This is a genomic window from bacterium (assembly GCA_016703265.1).
Taxonomy (GTDB): domain Bacteria; phylum Krumholzibacteriota; class Krumholzibacteriia; order LZORAL124-64-63; family LZORAL124-64-63; genus CAINDZ01.
In genome coordinates, this window is the sequence record JADJCK010000005.1 from 234,036 (window position 1) to 251,524 (window position 17,489).

General features: G+C 69.6%; 14 protein-coding genes. 12 read left to right on the forward strand and 2 right to left on the reverse strand.

The features are described from left to right. Positions 1–66 precede the first annotated feature (66 nt). The 6 genes from IPG61_10690 (at position 67) to IPG61_10715 (ending at position 6,176) form a co-directional block, all read left to right on the forward strand. A complete protein-coding gene (locus IPG61_10690) occupies positions 67–513 on the forward strand; it encodes a MerR family transcriptional regulator (protein MBK6734538.1) in 447 nt (148 codons plus the stop codon). A gap of 2 nt (positions 514–515) precedes the next feature. Continuing rightward, positions 516–2,711 carry a VWA domain-containing protein gene (locus tag IPG61_10695; GenBank protein MBK6734539.1) on the forward strand — a complete coding sequence of 732 codons (2,196 nt, stop codon included), beginning with the start codon at positions 516–518 and terminating at the stop codon, positions 2,709–2,711. A gap of 238 nt (positions 2,712–2,949) precedes the next feature. After that, positions 2,950–3,810, forward strand: a complete 861-nt coding sequence (gene motA / locus IPG61_10700) for a flagellar motor stator protein MotA (GenBank protein ID MBK6734540.1) — start codon at positions 2,950–2,952, stop codon at positions 3,808–3,810. Positions 3,811–3,831: 21 nt separating this feature from the next. Beyond that, complete coding sequence (locus IPG61_10705) at positions 3,832–4,272, forward strand: hypothetical protein (GenBank protein MBK6734541.1); 441 nt, start codon at positions 3,832–3,834, stop codon at positions 4,270–4,272. Continuing rightward, positions 4,269–4,829, forward strand: a complete 561-nt coding sequence (locus IPG61_10710; GenBank protein MBK6734542.1) for an OmpA family protein — start codon at positions 4,269–4,271, stop codon at positions 4,827–4,829. The genes IPG61_10705 and IPG61_10710 overlap by 4 nt, the downstream gene beginning before the upstream one ends. Before the next feature lie 324 nt (positions 4,830–5,153). Next, on the forward strand, positions 5,154–6,176 hold the full coding sequence (locus IPG61_10715) for a hypothetical protein (GenBank protein ID MBK6734543.1): 1,023 nt from the start codon (positions 5,154–5,156) through the stop codon (positions 6,174–6,176). A 97-nt stretch (positions 6,177–6,273) separates the two neighbouring features. Here the strand turns inward: IPG61_10715 and IPG61_10720 are convergent, their stop codons facing one another. Next, positions 6,274–9,258: a serine/threonine protein kinase gene (locus IPG61_10720; protein ID MBK6734544.1), complete on the reverse strand. Its 2,985-nt coding sequence runs from the start codon at positions 9,256–9,258 to the stop codon at positions 6,274–6,276. A gap of 216 nt (positions 9,259–9,474) precedes the next feature. Between IPG61_10720 and IPG61_10725 the strand changes: the two genes are divergently transcribed. After that, complete coding sequence (locus tag IPG61_10725; GenBank protein ID MBK6734545.1) at positions 9,475–10,608, forward strand: fasciclin domain-containing protein; 1,134 nt, start codon at positions 9,475–9,477, stop codon at positions 10,606–10,608. Positions 10,609–10,669: 61 nt separating this feature from the next. Here IPG61_10725 and IPG61_10730 read toward each other — a convergent pair whose 3' ends face one another. Continuing rightward, positions 10,670–12,118, reverse strand: coding sequence for an SDR family oxidoreductase (locus IPG61_10730; GenBank protein MBK6734546.1), 1,449 nt, complete (start codon positions 12,116–12,118; stop codon positions 10,670–10,672). Positions 12,119–12,267: 149 nt separating this feature from the next. Here IPG61_10730 and IPG61_10735 point away from each other — a divergent pair, with 149 nt between their 5' ends. From IPG61_10735 to IPG61_10755, 5 genes are read left to right on the forward strand one after another with little or no spacing between them, the layout of a single operon-like run. After that, complete coding sequence (locus IPG61_10735; GenBank protein ID MBK6734547.1) at positions 12,268–13,524, forward strand: FAD-dependent oxidoreductase; 1,257 nt, start codon at positions 12,268–12,270, stop codon at positions 13,522–13,524. Then, positions 13,521–14,315: a DUF1365 domain-containing protein gene (locus tag IPG61_10740; GenBank protein ID MBK6734548.1), complete on the forward strand. Its 795-nt coding sequence runs from the start codon at positions 13,521–13,523 to the stop codon at positions 14,313–14,315. The genes IPG61_10735 and IPG61_10740 overlap by 4 nt, the downstream gene beginning before the upstream one ends. Then, the gene (locus IPG61_10745; protein ID MBK6734549.1) at positions 14,312–15,601 is read left to right on the forward strand and encodes a class I SAM-dependent methyltransferase; all 1,290 of its coding nucleotides are present in this window, start codon (positions 14,312–14,314) and stop codon (positions 15,599–15,601) included. The genes IPG61_10740 and IPG61_10745 overlap by 4 nt, the downstream gene beginning before the upstream one ends. Next, positions 15,594–16,394: a DUF1295 domain-containing protein gene (locus IPG61_10750; GenBank protein ID MBK6734550.1), complete on the forward strand. Its 801-nt coding sequence runs from the start codon at positions 15,594–15,596 to the stop codon at positions 16,392–16,394. The genes IPG61_10745 and IPG61_10750 overlap by 8 nt, the downstream gene beginning before the upstream one ends. Further along, positions 16,394–17,407, forward strand: a complete 1,014-nt coding sequence (locus IPG61_10755) for a class I SAM-dependent methyltransferase (protein MBK6734551.1) — start codon at positions 16,394–16,396, stop codon at positions 17,405–17,407. The genes IPG61_10750 and IPG61_10755 overlap by 1 nt, the downstream gene beginning before the upstream one ends. Positions 17,408–17,489: the final 82 nt, after the last annotated feature.

Sequence of the window (17,489 nt, forward strand, 5' to 3'; positions counted from 1 at the left end):
TGGTGGCGCAAAATAGTGGCGATAATGATGCCGTCAGTGGAAGCGGACCCAACCGGGAGCGGAACGATGACCGAGCAGCGCGACAACCCCACCTGCGGCGAAACCGGCTCGCGCCGCTTCAGCCTCGACGAGCTCGCCGCGCTGTCGGGCCTGCCGCCGCGCACGGTCCGCTACTACATCCAGGAGGGCGTCGTCGACCGGCCGGAGGGGATCCGGCGCGGCGCCTGGTACGAGCACCGTCACCTCGAGCAGTTGCTGGCGATCCGCCGGTGGCAGGCCGCGGGCCTGTCCCTCGAGCGCATCCGCGAACTGGTGCGCCGTCATGTGGAGGATGACGTGCCGAGCGCACCGCGCCGTCCGGGCGATATCGAAGTTTGGAGCCATGTCGCGCTGGCCGAGGGACTCGAGTTGCTGATCGAGCCCGGTCGCGCCGGACTGTCGCCGGAGCAGTTGCGCCGGCTGGCGGTCACCTGTATGCAAGCCGCCGACCGTATCCGGTCAGGCAAGGAGTGACCATGAGCAGCCAGATCCCCATGACGCATGTCGACCGCGTTCCTTCCCTGTCCTGCATCCCGGGCTTCACGGCGCCGGTGCTCGAATCGGTGTCGCTGGATGTCGATCTCGAGGACCTGTTGGCACTGGTTGAAGTGCGCCAGGGCTTCGCCAACCGGGACGGAGAGCCCGTCGAGGCCGTCTACACGTTCCCCGTGCCGCGCGGGGCCGTGCTGCTGTCGTTCACCGCGAAGCTGGGGGAGAACGAACTGGTCGGTCGCATCATGCCTGCGGCAAAGGCCGAGGACGACTACGAGGAAGCCGTGGCCGGGGGTGACGCCGCCATTCTCCTGCAGGAAGCCGAGCCCGGGCTCTACACCGTGAACATCGGCAACCTGCTGCCGGGCGAGACGGCGCTGCTCACCTATCGGTATGCCCAGTTGCAGTACTGGCAGGCCGACACGTTGCGCTTCGCGCTGCCGACAGTCGTGGCCCCGCGCTACGGCCGCCCGTCGCAGTCGGGCCTGCAGCCGCACCAGGAGATCGAGACCGACTACTTCGCGCACCACGAGGCAGAGTTCAGCGCCCGTATCCGCGGCGCGCTGCTCGACGCTGAGATCACCTGCCGGACCCACGCCATCGCCGTCGAACGGCAGGCCGACCAGGCGATCGTCCGCTTTGCCGACAGCGGCACCCGCGCCATGGATCGCGACATCGTGCTGCAGCTGCGGCGCGCGAAGCCGGCCGTAGCCAACGTCGTGGCCGAGCCGACCGCGTCCGGCGGCGGGCAGGTGGCGCTGCTCACCCTGTGTCCCGGGCAGGGCCGGCCGACGTCGCCCGAGGGCCGCTTCGTCAAGATCCTGGTCGATTGTTCGGGCTCGATGGCCGGCGCCTCGATCGGGCAGGCGCGCGATGCGCTGCGGCGCATCCTCGATTCACTGCGTCCGCAGGACCACTTCGCGATCGTGGCGTTCGGCTCCACGCACCGCAATGTCACGGCCGAGACGCTGCCCGGCACGCGCGAGGCGATCGCCGCCGCGCGCGAGGCGGTCGCGACCATCCACGCCAACATGGGCGGCACCGAACTGGGCGCCGCGCTGCTGCCGCTGCTGGCGCGCCGCGATCCGGACGGACGCCAGGGGGACGTCTTGCTGGTGACCGACGGCGAACTTGCCGACCAGGTCCTGGTCGGGAAGGCCGCCGCCGTCGGCGGACGCATCTTCACCGTCGGTGTCGGCTGTGCGCCGGGTGAAAGCCTGCTCAGCCGCCTCAGCGAACAGACCGGCGGCGCCGCCGAGTTCGTGACCCCCGGTGACGATGTTGCCGCGCGCATCCATCGGCATTTCCAGCGCCTGTTCCGGCCGCGGGTCACCGCGCTCGAAGTGACGTGGCCGGGCACGGTCATCACCGAGCGAAGGGACCGCGACGGCGGCCTCTTCGCCGGCGACACCGTGCACCTGCTGGCGCACTTCAAGGGCGCAGGTGAAGGCGAGGTTGCCGTGCGTTGCGAACTGGAGGACGGCACCGGCGGCAGCACCAGCCTGCCCCTGCGCCGCCTGGCCGCCGCCGCCGGCGCCGTGCCCGCCGCGAGCCTGCTCGAGCGCCTGCTCGCGGCCGGCGAGCTGCGGACCGCGACAGAGTCCCGGCGAAGCCTGGCCCGCAAGGCCGTGGTGCGGTTGACCGAACTGGCGGTGCGTTGCGAACTGCTGAGCCCGTGGACCTCGTGCCTGATGGTGGCCCTGCGTGATGACGATGCGAAGACCGACGGGCAACCGTCGTTGCGCAAGGTGGCGCAGATGCCGGCGGCCGGATGGGCCGGCCATGGGGTCATCAGTGCCGAACTGTGCTGCTCCCGGGCCGGCTTCATGGAGATGGAGCCCGCCATCCATCGTGACACGGTCCGTTTCTGCCTCTCGGCCATGCCGGAATCCGTCAGCCCGGTTCCTTCCGCCACCTGGACGCTCGGGCGCCTGGCGGCGCTCGGGGTGCCGCAGGCCGTCATCGACGAGGCACAGCACCTGGTCGCCGGTGGCCACGACGAGGAGCTGACCTGCCTGCTCCTCCTTCGCGAACTGCTCCAGGCCGGACTGAAGCTGCGCCTGGGCCGGGACCGTGCGCGCCTGGTCCGCCGCGGGGCCCAGGAGGCGGCGGCCCGCGACCCGGATCTGGCGGCGCTGGTGGCCCAGGTGATTGCCGCGCAGGCCGGAACCCTGTTCTAGCTGCCTGCCGGACGCCCGTCCGCGCCGGCCCGGGTCGCCATGCCCGGGCCGGCGACTTTCCGGTCACCTCACCATCCTGCAAGTTCTGATTTGGAAACGGGATCCGTCATCCGGAGCCGCAATCGGGCCTCAAGCCGGGTTGCACCGGGCCGATGATTCCGGCAGGGCGGGGTCCGGCGTGTGGTTCGCCGGACTGTCCGTGGAACGGTGACTGCCCCGGAAGGATCGGCCCCGTAACATGATCGCGCTTCTTGGCATCCTCGTGGTCATCGGCTCGGTGCTCGGTGGATTCGGTATGGCGAAGGGTCCCTTCGCCACGCTCTACCAGCCGGCCGAGCTGGTCACCATCTGCGGCGCCGCCTTCGGCACCATCATGATCAGCACACCGATCAAGGTGCTCAAGCACCTGGGCCAGATGTTCCCGATCATCTTCAAGGGCTCGCCATACACGAAGGCGACGTACATCGAGCTGCTGACCATGCAGTTCGAGGTGTTCTCGAAGATGCGCAAGAACGGCCTGCTGGCGCTCGAGGAAGACGTGGCCGATCCCGCGGCCAGCCCCACCTTCCAGAACTACCCGAAGTTCCTCGGCAACAAGAAGGCCGTAACCTTCTTCTGCGATTCGCTCAAGCTGCTGATCGACGGCACCGACGCCGGCGATGCCGAGCACATCATGACGTCCGACATGGCGACGCAGCAGGAAGAGGGCGCACTGCCGGCCGGCGTGATGCAGAAGGTCGGCGACGCCATGCCGGCGCTGGGCATCGTGGCCGCCGTCATGGGTATCATCGTGACGATGCAGAGCCTGGACGGCCCGCCGGAAGTGCTGGGTCACCACGTGGCCGCCGCGCTCGTCGGCACGTTCCTGGGCATCCTGTTCTCGTACGGGTTCTTCCAGCCGCTGGGCGGCGCCATCGAGTGCATCGCCCGCGACGAGAACAAGTACATGCAGTGCATGATGGTCGGCCTGATCAGCTCGGCGCAGGGCGCCTCGCCGCGCACGGCGATCGAACAGGTGCGCCGCGTGATCTACACCTCGGAGCGGCCGACTTCGGTCGACGTGGCCGAGGCCGTCAATTCCATCAAGTCCCGCGTCTAGCGCACGGGGAGACGGGAACCGATGTCGGGCAAGGAGAAACACAGCCGTCGGCACGCGAGCCACGGTGCCGCGCACGGCGGCGGCCACACCGGCGGCGCCTGGAAGGTCGCCTACGCCGACTTCGTGACCGCCATGATGGCGTTCTTCATGCTGATGTGGATCCTTGCCGCCAGTTCGCCGCAGCAGAAGGCGGCCATCGCGCAGTACTTCCGCTCGGAGGGACCCTTCCGCAACGGCGGCTCCTCCATGACCGGCAGCTTCTCGGGCGGCCCCGGCTTCATGGAGATGCCGGTGCACAACAGCATCATGGAAGAGACCATGACGCTGGAGACGGCCGCGCAGGCACTCGGCGAGGCGCTCGACGGCGGTGCCGGCGGCGAACCGGGCGAGGGCGGCGAGCCCGTCGAGGGTGGCGCGCCTGGAGCGGGCGGCGCCCCGGCGAGGCGGGGCTCGGCGACATGAAGGACCAGGTCACGATCACGCTCGGCGACGAAGGCCTCGTGATCGAGATCACCGATGATTCCCGCGAGGAGCTGTTCGGGGTCGGCAGCGCCGACATGAACCCGGTCTTCGAGAAGACCCTCGACGCGATCGCAGCCAAGCTGAAGGGCCTGCCCAATTCGGTGCGCATCGAGGGCTACACCGATGCGCGCCCGTATCCGCCGGGCATCGACTACTCGAACTGGGAACTGTCGTCGGACCGCGCCAATGCCGCGCGGCGGCGCCTCGAGCAACGCGGGCTGGCACGTGGCCGCTTCGAGAGTGTCGTCGGCTACGGGGACGGCCGCCTGGCGGCGCCGTCGACACCGTTGTCGCCGGCCAACCGCCGCATCACCATCACGGTGCTGCGCGAGATCCCGATCAAGCCCGAGCCGGTCCAGCAGAGCGACGGGCCCGTCACCGGGTTCAGGCCGTTCGGCGAGACCGTGCAACCGAGCCACCGCCTGCCGCCCGCCGAAGAAGCGCAGCCGGATACGGCTCCGCATGGAGCGGCAGGCAGCGACCACAACGAGCGTTGAGGCGCTGCCGCGTCGAGCCGGCGGACAGACGACAGCCTGAACCCGCATCATGCGTTGATTTTGTGTGGTTTAGTGTGCGAGGCTGCCGGCCGTCAGCGGAGCGGACGCCTGCCCACTCATCAAGATATCCCCTGAATGCGGCTCTTTTGCACTGAAAATCCCGCCGCGACTTGCTTTCCGGTCTCAGGATTGCGTAACATTATGGCACGAGATGGATTCTCCCCAGGACCAGACTTAGACCAAGTCACGGGCATGAGGCCTGACCGGCCGCTGCAGCCAGCGCGGTCGTCTGTCGCATTTTTCCAAGCAGGGGCGGAGGGGCACATGAAGCGTTTGATCACGATGGTCGCGGTGGCCGGCCTGGTGGCCGGCACGGCGATGGCGGCCAAGCTGCCGTCGAAGGAAGCGCCCGCGAGCGGGCGGGCCTGGTCCTCGGCCAAGTCGTACGTGCTGGAGGGCTTCGAGGGGTCGTTCGCGCCGGCAGGCTGGATCCTGGGCGTGGGCGATGCCTCGCATACCTGGGTGCGCGACACGCAGGTGCCGTACCAGGGTGCCGCCGCAGCAAAGGTGGGCTGGCAGGCCGCCATGCAGCAGAATGAGTCCCTCTCGTTCAGCTGGCCCGTCGGCGCCGGTGAGGACCTGTTCTTCGCCACGCAGGGCAGCACCTACTGGACGATGAACGCGAACTTCACGGTCGAGGTCAACGGCGCCGTCGTCTACGACTTCCACGCCGCCAACTCCGGTACCTCCTGGCTGTGGGAGTACGTGCAGGTCGACCTGGCGGCGTACGAGGGCACATCGCCCACGTTCACCTTCCGCTACGCGGGCAGTGACGGCGCAGACCACTACCTGGACTCGGTGCGCGTCGGCGCCTACAGCCCGCCGCCGCCGCCCGACCCGGTCGACTTCTGCAGCGCCGTGTACCAGGGTACCGGCACGCACTTCACCGGCAACACCTGCGACGGCGCCAACACCGTCTCGCTGCTGGGCTGCGCCGGGTACAGCGAGAACGGCCTGGAGCACTACTACGAGATCGAGGTGCCCGCCGGCTGCTTCTTCACGGCCAACGTGACCTACAGCAATGCCGACGGTGCGCTGTGGCTGCTCGACAGCTGCCGGGCGCCCGGCGGCGCGTTCGGCTGCCTGGGCTTCACCGACGAGACGCTGAGCGGCGGCGCCGAGACGATCAGCTACACGAACCCGACGTCGTCGATGCAGGTCGTCTATCTCGTGCTCGACAGCTGGGGCACGAACGCCTGCGGCAACTACACATTCGATTTCATCAGCGATTGCGCGGTGGCGACCGAGAGCGAGAGCTTCGGGGCGGTCAAGGCGATGTTCCGCTGATATGGGTTGACCCGTGCGAGAGGCCGCCTTCCCTGCGGGAGGCGGCCTTCTCTTTTTGTTCCGACCGTCTCCTGGGCGCCTGCAGCAGGCGCGCGCCTCAACCCTGCCGACGCGCCGCCTTCAGCGCCTCGCGCACCCGCACCAGGCGCGCTTCAGCCACCTCAGGCAGGCTCGCGAAGCGCGGCAACTGTGCCTCCAGGGCGGCCAGCGCGCTGTCGGCGGCAGCCGTGCGCCCCAGGCCGAGCAGCGCCTCGAGCAGCAGCACCTGCCCGGTGACCTGCCTGGTGTCGTCGGCCGCCAGGTGCAGGCGTCGCCAGTCGATGATCGCCCGTGCCTGGGCCTCGGCTTCTTCCCATTGCCCCCGACTGGCCAGGTTGTCGAAGTAGCGCGCGCGCCCCGCCGTGCGGTCCGGCTTGTCCTCGCTGAAGATCTCGGCGGTCAGCTCGATGTAGTCCAGGTGGTAGGGCGCCGCTTCGGCATGGCGGCCGGCGTCATCGAGAATGTATGCCGTGTTGCCGAGCGCGGTGGCCATGACCGCTCCGTTGGCACCCACCTGGCGCAGCATCGCCAGAGCTTCGACCTGCAGGGTGGCCGCCTCGTCCTTGCGGCCCTGGCGGAACAGGTTGGTGACGAGATTGCCCATCGAGCGGGCGACCTCGTCATGCGGGCCGCGGTGGACTTCCTGCTGGAGGGCAACCTCACGACGGAAGTGCGCCTCGGCGTCGGCATGCAATCCGCGATCCTGCAGCGTCATCGCGTGGTAGTAGGCGTTCATGGCGGCCAGGTAGGGGTTCGGCGTCGGCAGCTGGTCGAGGATGTCGCGCGCCACCACCAACAGGCTCTCGGCAACAGCGGGGCGCCCCCGCTTCCGTTCAAGGTCCGCGATGTCGTGGATCGTCGCCGCGACGGCCGGGTAGATGGGCCCGAACAGCCCTCGCTGCACGGACAGCGCCTCGTGCATCAGTGAATCGGCGGCGTCGACGCGGCCCGACTCGGCGTAGACCCCAGCCAGGGTCGACAGGGACACGGCAATATCGCGGTGGCGGGGCCCCAGTGCGCGGCGACGGATTTCCAGCGCCGTGGTGAGGCTCGATTCGGCCGCGGCCAGGTTGCCCGCGCCCGCCTGCGCCTCCCCGATGCGCCACAGCAGGTCGGCCTTCAGCGGATGGTCGGGCCCATGGGAAGTCTCGACCACGGACAGGCCTCGCGCAAACGTCGCCACCGCATCGGCAAAGCGGCCGGCGTCGCGCACGGACTCGCCCTGCTTCATCAGGAGCTGCACCGTTCGCGGGTCGTCGGGCCGGTAGGCGCGTGTGTAGATGGGTGTCGCCAGGGCAATGAGGCTGTCTGCCAGCTCGGTCCGGCTGCGCTCGTTGGCCAGGAAAGCGTACGACAGCAGCGTCTGTGCATACTCGAGCGAGTCCGGAGCCGCGGTTTCCTTCGCGATCGTCACGGCCAGCCGGCGCAGGCTGTCGCACTCGTCCCACCGGACCAGCGAGTAGCAGACGTCCGCCAGGACATCCAGGGCGGGGACCATGAGCGAACTGCGCGGCGGCACATGCGGCAGGGCCGCCCTGATCAGCTGTTCGGTTGCCGCGTAGTCGCCGCGGCTGTGCAGCGTACGCGCCAGTTCCATCTCCACCTTCAGGCGCTCAGGCGCGGACGGCGGCAGCAGCGAGTCGGCCAGCGCCCGTCCCCGCTGCAGGTGCCGTTCCGCGAGATCGTACTTGCCGAGGGCGCGGTAGGTGCCGCCCAGCGACTGGCGCAGCGCCAGTTCGACAATCGGCCGCGTGGACAGCTGCCCCTGGTCCAGGTCGGCTGCGGCGCGGTCCAGCACCTCGGCGACGGTCACTTCGTTGCCGCGCGCCTGCTCGGGCTGGACGGATTCGAGCATGCCCTGCATGAAATCCGTGACGGCCTCCGCCTGGTCCAGCCGTGCCGCCGCCAGCTTCTCGGCGCGCGTGGCGCGCACCGCCTGCCAGGTGCTCACGACCACGCCCAGCACCAGCGCCGTCGCCACGCCGGCCGCAGCCACCACCAGCGGCCGGTGGCGGCGCGTGAACTTGCGCAGCAGGTAGACCGTACCCGGCGCGCGGGCCGAGATGGGCTCGTCGTCGAGGTAGCGCTGCAGGTCCATCGCCAGGCCGTTGGCCGAGGCGTAGCGCTGCTCGCGGTCCTTGGCCATCGCCTTGGCGGCGATCACGGTGAGATCGCCGGCCAGCCGGGCATCCAGCTGGGACAGCGGCGGGGCCTCGTCCTCGCGCAGTGCGCGCAGGGTTTCCTCTAGCGGACGCCGGCCCAGTTCCAGCGGCGGGCGCCCGGCCAGCAGTTCGTAGAGGATCACGCCCATGGCGTAGACGTCGCTGCGCGTGTCGAGGTCGTTGGGGTCGCCGGCCAGCTGCTCGGGGCTCATGTAGGCCAGCGTGCCGACCAGCTCGCCGTGCGACGTGACCAGCGACGTCCCGAGGTCGACGTCGGCCGGGCGGGCCACGCCGAAGTCCAACACACGCGGCCGGCCCTCGCCGTCGACGAGTACGTTGCCCGGCTTCAGGTCGCGGTGGATGAGCCCGCGCTGGTGCGCGTGGTGCACGGCGTCACACAGGCGGATCATGCGCTCGACGCGCTCGCGCAGCGCCGGCGAGGTTCCCTCCCCGCCGCCAGGCGTTCCCTTCCTGCCGCGCGCCCATTCGTTCAGACGCACGCCCTCGATCAGCTCCATGGCGATGAAAGGCAGAGGACCGTCGGGCGTCTCGGCGGTGCCTGCCTCGTAGACCTGGGCGATGCCGGGATGTTGCAGGCGACCGAGGAAGAGCGACTCGTGCGCGAACCGGCGGCGCAGGTCGGCCGTCGCCAGCTCGGGCCGGATCACCTTCAGCGCGACGCGCCGGCGCGGCTCCTCCTGCTCGGCTTCATACACGATGCCCATGCCGCCCTGGCCGATGATACGCAGGGGCCGGTAGCGGCCGACCCGCGGCGGCAGGTTCGTCGCGGCGGCGGCGGGAACCACGGTCCCGTCGCTGTGGCCGGTGACAGTCCGGTCGTCAGGGGGATGGCTCGGCCGGGTCAGGTCGTTATCGGGCATGGTGGCTCCCTCGCTGGGTCGAGCGGGCATTCTAGCCGATGGAGAATATGAATAGCAATATCACTTATGCGCCAACGTCAGGGCGCACAGTCACTTGAAGGGTCAAAATTTCCGCTTGCTGTATCTTGAGTGTATATGTATTGTCTAAGACAGTTTCTGTACATGACACCGCGATGCACGCCGTGGCGCGGTTTGACCGAAGAGAAGGAGACAATCATGCGGAAGCTGGGACTCTGGACAATGCTGCTGGCAGCCGTAGCCCTGATGGCCGGGCTGGGTGGCTGCTCCTCGAACGACTCGGGCCTGACCGGTCCGGACACCGGGATCAAGGGGGCCGGCGACGCCAGTGACGTGGGCGAGGTGCGTACCATCGACGGCACCGACATCGTGGACACCGCCATCGGCGCCGGCGGCTTCACGACCCTGGTGGCCGCCGTCCAGGCCGCCGGCCTGGAAGGCGCCCTGCGCGGCGAGGGCCCGTTCACGGTCTTCGCGCCGACCGACGACGCCTTCGCCAACCTGCCCGCGGGCTTCGTCGCGCAGCTGCTGCAGCCGCGCAACCAGGCCAAGCTGCAGGAACTGCTGCTGTACCATGTCGCGGCCGGTGAGACCTTCTCGAACCAGCTGCGCCGCGTCCAGTTCGTGCCCACGCTGTCCGAGAAGTACCTCTGGGTGCGCAAGCTGTGGAACGGCACGGTCAAGGTCAACAATGCGCGCGTGATCGCGGCCGACGTCGACGCCAGCAACGGCGTCATCCACGTGATCGACAAGGTGCTGGTGCCGGTGGGCTTCGAACTGGTTCCCGAGGAGCCGACGGCCGACATCGTCGAGACCGCGATCGCCGCCGGTGCATTCAACACGCTGGTTGCGGCGGCCACTGCCGCCGAGCTCGTCGGCGCGCTGCAGGGCGAAGGCCCGCTGACCGTGTTCGCACCCACCGATGCCGCGTTTGCGAACCTGCCCGCCGGCCTGGTGGAGGCGCTGCTGCTGCCCGAGAACAAGGCCAAGCTGCAGGAACTGCTGCTGTACCACGTCGTGGCCGGCCGCATCCTGAAGGGCGACCTGAACGTCTACCAGCGCGTGCCGACACTGCAGGGCAGCCAGGTCGCCGTCGTCAAGTGGTTCGGCAACGTGTGGGTCAACACGTCGAAGGTGACCGCCGCCGACGTGCTGGCGACCAACGGCGTGATCCACGTGATCGACCGCGTGCTCATCCCGCGAGGCTTCCGCCTGGACACGAAGTCCGGCAGCTTCTCGCAGGAGAGCCTCGAAAAGCTGATGAAGCCGGTGGACGACGCGGAGCTGCCGCCGACCGAGTTCCCGGCCGAGTACCAGGACAATGCGCTCTAGGATCCGGGCACTGACGAACGGAGGCGGGCCTCTACGGAGGCCCGCCTCTTCCCATGCGTGGTCAGCGTTCGGCGCGGCGCGCGATCCCCTTGAGCATGCCGGCGAACACGAGCTGGTGCACGGGGAAGAGCGCATACCAGTACGCGCGGCCGAGCCAGCCCACGGGATCGAAGATCGCCGTCTGGCGGATCACGGTGTGGTCGCCCTCGGCGGTCACCTCGAATTCGAGCCACGCCTGGCCGGGCACCTTCATCTCCGCGATCAACCGCAGCCGGCGATCGGGTTCCAGGGCCTCGACACGCCAGAAATCGACCGTGTCGCCCACCTGCAGGCGGGTCGGATGCGCCCGGCCGCGCCGCATGCCGACGCCGCCGGCCGCCAGGTCCATCAACCCGCGCAACTGCCACAGCCGGTTGCAGGCGTACCAGCCGTTGTCGCCGCCGATCGACCGGATCGGCGCGAAGGCGGCCGCAGGCGTGGCCCTGGTGCCCAGCGTGCGCGAGTCGACCAGGCGGGTGCCGAAAGCCACGCCGCCCCACGGGCGCTGGCGGCCCGCCGACGAGAGGGCATCGGACCAGCGAGTGAGCGCGAACTCCTGTTCCTCGTAGGCCAGGGCCCGTCGGATGGCCTGGGCGATGCCCATCGGCCGCACCGCGAAGGCGGTCAGTGCGGCGGGATCGCGCACGACGGTGGGATGCACGATGCTCTCGATCAGCTTGCGGCCGATGCGCGCATAGAGCGGCGTCACCAGCCCGAGCCACAGGCTGGACAGGTAGGGCGTCAGCACCGGTACCGGCAGCGTCCGCAGCTTCATGCCGCGCTGGTGGGCGTACTCGCGCATGATGTCCAGATAGGAGACGCGGTCGGCCCCGCCGATTTCGTAGATGCGGTACTGCGCCACCGGCAGCACCAGCGCCGCCGCCAGGTACTCCTGCAGGTCCTCGATGCCGATGGGCTGCGCCATCACGCGCACCCATCTGGGCGTGATCATGACCGGCAGCCGCTCCACCAGCGAGCGGATCATCTCGAAGGACAGGCTTCCCGAGCCGATCACGATCGAAGCACGGAATTCGAGGACCGGCACGCCGGACTCGCGCAATACCCGTCCCACTTCCTGCCGGCTGCGCAGGTGTGTCGAGAGATGTTCCTCGTCGCTCGCCAGCCCGCCCAGGTAGATGATGCGCCCGACGCCGGCCGCCTTCGCGGCCTCGCCGAAGTTTCGCGCGGCCTGCCGGTCGGCCTCTTCGAAGGCGCCGTCGGCACCCATCGAGTGCACGAGGTAGTAGGCGGCTTCGACACCCTGCAGCGCCCGGTCCAGGCTGGCACGGTCCAGGACATCGCCCGCGACCACCTCGGTCGAGGCGGCGACTTTCGGCCGGAGCACCTCCGGTCGCCGGGCCAGGGCTCTCACACGATGGCCCCGCTTCTCCAGCAGCCGCAGCAGGCGTCCGCCCACGTAGCCGGTGGCGCCTGTCAGCAGGACCGTGCTCCCTCGCCGGGATTCATCCATGTTGCCGCTCCTCGGTCCGGGTGTCCCCGATACTATGGCGCTGATCCGGCGCATCACCAGAAGATTCGGCGGGCAATGAGCGCGCGGTCGGCCAGGTTGGCGCGATCGGCCAAGTCGGCGCGATCGGCCAATTCGAACGGGATCCCGTCATGAGCCCGCGCATCGCCATCGTGGGGACGGGCATCGCCGGGCTGACTGCCGCCCGGCTCCTGCAGCGGCGCCACGACATCACCGTGTTCGAGCGCGACCGTCGCATCGGGGGGCACAGCCACACGGTGGTTGTCGCCGATGGCGCGGGCGAACTCGGCGTCGACACCGGATTCATCGTCTTCAACCGCCGCACGTATCCGAACTTCACCAGGATGCTGGAGATCCTGGGCGTGGCGACCCAGCCCGGCGACATGAGCTTCAGCTTCCGGGACGACGGCACGGGCCTGGAGTACGGCGCCCCGGAACCGTGGCGGCTCTTTGCGCAGCCCGGCAACCTGGCGCGGCCTTCCTTCCACCATATGGTGCGGGAGATCCTCCGCTTCTACCGCGAGGCGTCCGCGTGGCTGGAGCAGGCTGATGAGGGCACGGTGCTCGAGGAGTTCCTGGCCGAACGGGGGTACTCGCACAATTTCATCGAGAGCCACCTGTATCCCGTGTGTGCGGCCATCTGGTCGAGTCCGCACGCGGCGATGGGCCGGTACCCGGCCGCGGCACTGTTCCGCTTCTTCGCCAACCACGGACTGCTGTCGCTGACCGGTCGCCCGCAGTGGCGCACGGTGACCGGTGGCTCGCGCCGCTACGTGGAGAGACTGACGGATCCGTTTCGCGACCGCATCCGGACCGGGACTCCGGTCGTGCGGATCGTACGTGACCGCGACGGCGTGACCATCCACACGCCGGAGGGCGGGCCCGAACGGTTCGACCAGGTCGTGCTGGCCTGCCACGCCGACCAGGCGCTGGCCATGCTCGACGCGCCGACGGCCCGCGAGGCCGAGGTCCTTGCGGCCTTTCCCTACGCCGCCAACGAGACCGTACTGCACTCCGACACCCGGATCCTGCCCCGTCGTCGGCTTGCCTGGGCCAGCTGGAACTACCACCGGGGCGCCGGCGGCGACCGGGCCGTGACCATGACCTACGACCAGAACCGACTGCAACGCCTGCGCTCGGAGCGGCGCTACCTGGTGACCCTGAACCGGACGACCGACCTCGATCCCGCGCTGGTCCACGCACGCATGAACTACGAGCACCCGCAGTACGACGCGCGGGCCGTGCGCATGCAGGCTGCTGTCGACGAACTCAACGGGACCAACCGCACCTGGTACTGCGGCGCCTACTGGGGCTACGGCTTCCACGAAGACGGCGTGGTGAGCGGCCTGAGGGTCGCGCGCGCCTTCGGCGAGGAGCTGGAACCGTGACGAACGGCGACAGGACGAACAGCGACAGGACGCGCAGCGCCATCTACGAGGGCCAGGTCGACCACGACCGGTTGCGGCCGCGTCGCCATTGCTTCCGCTACGGCATGGCCTACCTCTACCTGGACCTGGACGAGTTGCCCGGCGTGCTGGACGTCCATCCGCTGTGGTCGGCCCGGCGCCCGGCGCCCGCGTGGTTCCGCGAGGCGGACTACTTCGGGCGCGGCGCGGTGCCGCTGGCCGAGGCGGTTCGCGATGCCATCGAGGGCCACTCCGGCGAGCGTCCCACGGGGCCCATCCGCCTGTTGACGCTGCCGCGCACCTGGGGACAGTGCTTCAACCCCGTGAGCTTCTACTACGTCTTCGCGCCGGATGGCACGACGCTGCGCTGGTTCCTGGCGGACGTGTCGAACACGCCCTGGAACGAACGGCATGCCTACATCCTCGGACCCGCGCCGGACGTTGCCGCGGGCGAGCCCTGGCGTCCCTCGCACCGCAAGGCGTTCCATGTCTCGCCGTTCATGGAGATGGCCATGGACTACCGCTGGACGATCACCACGCCCGGCGAGCGGCTGCAGGTCCGCATCGACAACCACGACGCGGAGGGCCGCCTGTTCGGCGCCGGCATCTCCCTGGAGCGACGGCCGCTGGACAGGCAACAGCTCGGTCTCTACCTGCGGCATCACCCCTGGATCACGGCCAAGGTCCTGGGCGGCATCTACGTGCAGGCCCTGAAGCTCTCGCTCAAGCGCATCCCGTACGTGCCGCATCCCGGCGTCAAGGAGTCCCGATGAACGCGATCCTGAACGGCGCCGCCGTGCCCACGCGCCGGCAGCGCCTGTGCCGGCGCCTGCTCGTGCGCGCGCTCGCCGGCATCGAGGGTGGTCGCCTGGTGCTGTGCGACGGCGACGGACGGCATGCGGTGGGACAGGGGCCGCAACTCGAACTGCACGTCCGTGATGCGGCGTTCTATCCGGCGGCCCTGCTGGAGCAGAGTGCGGGCGTCGGCCGGGCCTACGCCTGCGGCTGGTGGACCTGCAGCGATCCCGTGGCACTGGTGCGGCTGCTGGCGCGGAACGAGCCGGTGATGCGGCGCTGGACCGCACCCACGCTGGGATTGCTGGCGCCGTGGCACCGCTACCAGCTCTGGCGCCGCCGCAACACGGAGGCCCAGGCGCGCGACAACATCCTGGCGCACTACGACCTGGGCAACGACTTCTTCGCCGCCTTCCTCGATCCCGGCATGACCTACTCGTGCGCCGTGTTCCAGGAACCCGGGGACGACCTGCAGGAGGCCCAGGCCAACAAGCTGGACCGGATCTGCCGCAAGCTCGATCTCGGCCCGCAGGATCATGTCCTCGAGATCGGCACGGGGTGGGGCAGCTTCGCCCTGCACGCCGCCGCGAACTACGGCTGCCGCGTGACGACGACCACGATCAGCGCCGAGCAGGCGGTCCTCGCACGCGAGCGCATCGCGCGGGCCGGCCTGGCCGACCGCATCACCGTTCTCGAGGAGGACTACCGCCGTCTCACCGGGACGTACGACAAGCTGGTGTCCATCGAGATGATCGAGGCGGTCGGGGTGCGCTACTTCCCGGCCTACTTCAGCGCCTGCAGCCGCCTGGTGCGTCCGGAAGGGGCGATGCTGCTGCAGTCGATCGTGGTGGACGATCGCCACTTCCGGCACGACGCGCGCCACGAGGATTTCATCAAGCGCTGGATCTTCCCGGGCGGGGTGCTGCCTTCGGTGGAGGAGATCGCCCGTCGCGTCGCCGCGGACACGGACCTGCAGATGGCCCACCTCGAGGACCTGACGAGCCACTACGCCGAGACGCTGAAGCACTGGCACGCCAACCTCACGTCCGCCTGGGGCGGACTGAAGGCCGCGGGCCGCGACGAAACCTTCCTGCGCATGTGGGAATTCTACTTCCACTACTGCCGGGGCGGGTTCCTGGAGCGCCGGGTGGGTGTGGTCCAGTGCGTGCTGGTCAAGCCCCGCTGCAGCGGGCTGGTCCTGCTGCAGCCGCGGGTGGACGCCTGGCACGACGCCCGTCCCCGCCAGGGGGTGTGTCATGGCTGAGGTGCGCGTCCTTCTTGTCCTCGGCTGGGCGGTCGCCGCCGCGGCGATGGCCGGGCTCTGGCTGACGCAGCGTCGCACGGGCAACGCCGGGGTGGTTGATGTGGGGTGGGCGGCTGTCACGGGCACGCTGGCGCTGCTCTACGGCGTGTCGGGAGAAGGCGAGCCTTCGCGACGGCTGCTGCTGTCCGTCCTCGGCGCGGTGTGGGGTTGGCGGCTGGCCTGGCACCTGTGGCGCGACCGCGTGTGGCGCCGGCCCGAGGAAGGGCGCTACGTGACCCTTCGCCGGAAATGGTCGCCCCACGCCGACCGGGCGTTCTTCGTCTTCTACCAGGCGCAGGCACTGGCCGCCGTGGCGCTCTCGCTGCCGTTCGCCCTGGCGGCGCAGGCCGGGACCGCGTTTCCCGCGCCGTCGGACCTTGCGGCCCTGGTGCTGGTGGTCGTTGGCGTTGTCGGCGAGACGGTCGCCGACCGGCAGCTGCTGGCCTTCAAGCGGGACCCCGCCAACCGCGGCCGCACGTGCCGGACGGGCCTGTGGCGCACCAGCCGGCATCCCAACTATTTCTTCGAGTGGATCCTGTGGTGCGGCTTCGGCCTGCTCGGCTTCGCCGCGCCCTGGGGCTGGACGGGCGTGGCGGCGCCGTTGCTGATCCTCTGCAGCATCGTCTTCGTCACCGGCATCCCACCTACCGAGGCCCAGGCCCTGGCCAGCCGCGGGGACGATTACCGCGCCTACCAGCGCACGACCAGCGCCTTCGTGCCGTGGCCGCCGCGCCGGGACAGGGGGATCGGCTGATGTGGTACCAGGGCATCCTCGATCGCGGGCTCGTTCCCGACGGCATCATCCGCCTGGCGATCCGCAGGCGGTGCGCCGAGCGCCTGCGCATCGAGCGGGCCCGGTTCAATCTCGAGGCATTCGTGGCCGGGTTGAAGACGATGCCGGTGGCCCTGCATGCCGACCTGGCGAACGAGCAGCACTACGAAGTCCCGCCCGCATTCTTCGGACTGGTCCTCGGGCCGCGCCGCAAGTACAGCTGCGCTCTGTTCCCGGACGGCGTGGCCGACCTGGCCGAAGCCGAGGAGCGCATGCTGGCGCTGACGGCGGACAGGGCGGGCGTGGCCGACGGCCAGCGCATCCTGGACCTGGGCTGCGGGTGGGGGTCGTTCTCGCTCTGGGCCGCGGAGCGCTACCCGGCGGCCCGGCTCGTCGCGGTCTCCAACAGCCGCGACCAGGGCGCATTCATCCGCGCCGAGGCCGCTCGCCGGGGCCTGGCGAACCTTCAGGTCGTGACCGCCGACGTGAACGACTTCGTGCCCGACGGCACGTTCGACCGCGTGGTCTCGATCGAGATGTTCGAGCACCTGAAGAACTACGAGGAGGTCCTCGGGCGCATCGCCGGCTGGCTGGCGCCGGGCGGGCGATTGTTCGTGCACATCTTCTGCCACCGGGACCTGGCCTATCACTACGAGAGCGAGGGGCCCGACGACTGGATGGCCCGCCACTTCTTCACCGGCGGCACGATGCCCGCCTGGGACCTGCTCGAGGAGTTCCCCGGACACCTGCAGGTCCTGCGGAAGTGGTGGGTGCCCGGCACGCACTACCGCGACACCTGCGAGGCCTGGCTGCACCGCATGGATGCCCGCCGTGACGAGGTCGGCGCCGTCCTGGCTGAAGCCTATGGCCCCGACCAGGTGACGCGCTGGAGGGTCCGCTGGCGCGTGTTCTTCATGGCCTGTGCCGAACTCTTCGCCTACGGCGGCGGCAAGGAGTGGTTCGTGGGGCACTACCTGCTGGGGCGCAGGGAGTAGTCTGCACGATTGCAGCCGATGACGTTGCTGCGCGCCGCGGTGACGACAAGAGGCCCGGAACGATCCGGGCCCCTTGCGTTAC

Coding starts and splice junctions, on each gene's coding strand:
- IPG61_10690 (MBK6734538.1), top strand. CDS start 67: ATGACCGAGCAGCGCGACAACCCCACCTGCGGCGAAACCGGCTCGCGC.
- IPG61_10695 (MBK6734539.1), top strand. CDS start 516: ATGAGCAGCCAGATCCCCATGACGCATGTCGACCGCGTTCCTTCCCTG.
- motA (MBK6734540.1), top strand. CDS start 2,950: ATGATCGCGCTTCTTGGCATCCTCGTGGTCATCGGCTCGGTGCTCGGT.
- IPG61_10705 (MBK6734541.1), top strand. CDS start 3,832: ATGTCGGGCAAGGAGAAACACAGCCGTCGGCACGCGAGCCACGGTGCC.
- IPG61_10710 (MBK6734542.1), top strand. CDS start 4,269: ATGAAGGACCAGGTCACGATCACGCTCGGCGACGAAGGCCTCGTGATC.
- IPG61_10715 (MBK6734543.1), top strand. CDS start 5,154: ATGAAGCGTTTGATCACGATGGTCGCGGTGGCCGGCCTGGTGGCCGGC.
- IPG61_10720 (MBK6734544.1), bottom strand. CDS start 9,258: ATGCCCGATAACGACCTGACCCGGCCGAGCCATCCCCCTGACGACCGG.
- IPG61_10725 (MBK6734545.1), top strand. CDS start 9,475: ATGCGGAAGCTGGGACTCTGGACAATGCTGCTGGCAGCCGTAGCCCTG.
- IPG61_10730 (MBK6734546.1), bottom strand. CDS start 12,118: ATGGATGAATCCCGGCGAGGGAGCACGGTCCTGCTGACAGGCGCCACC.
- IPG61_10735 (MBK6734547.1), top strand. CDS start 12,268: ATGAGCCCGCGCATCGCCATCGTGGGGACGGGCATCGCCGGGCTGACT.
- IPG61_10745 (MBK6734549.1), top strand. CDS start 14,312: ATGAACGCGATCCTGAACGGCGCCGCCGTGCCCACGCGCCGGCAGCGC.
- IPG61_10750 (MBK6734550.1), top strand. CDS start 15,594: ATGGCTGAGGTGCGCGTCCTTCTTGTCCTCGGCTGGGCGGTCGCCGCC.
- IPG61_10755 (MBK6734551.1), top strand. CDS start 16,394: ATGTGGTACCAGGGCATCCTCGATCGCGGGCTCGTTCCCGACGGCATC.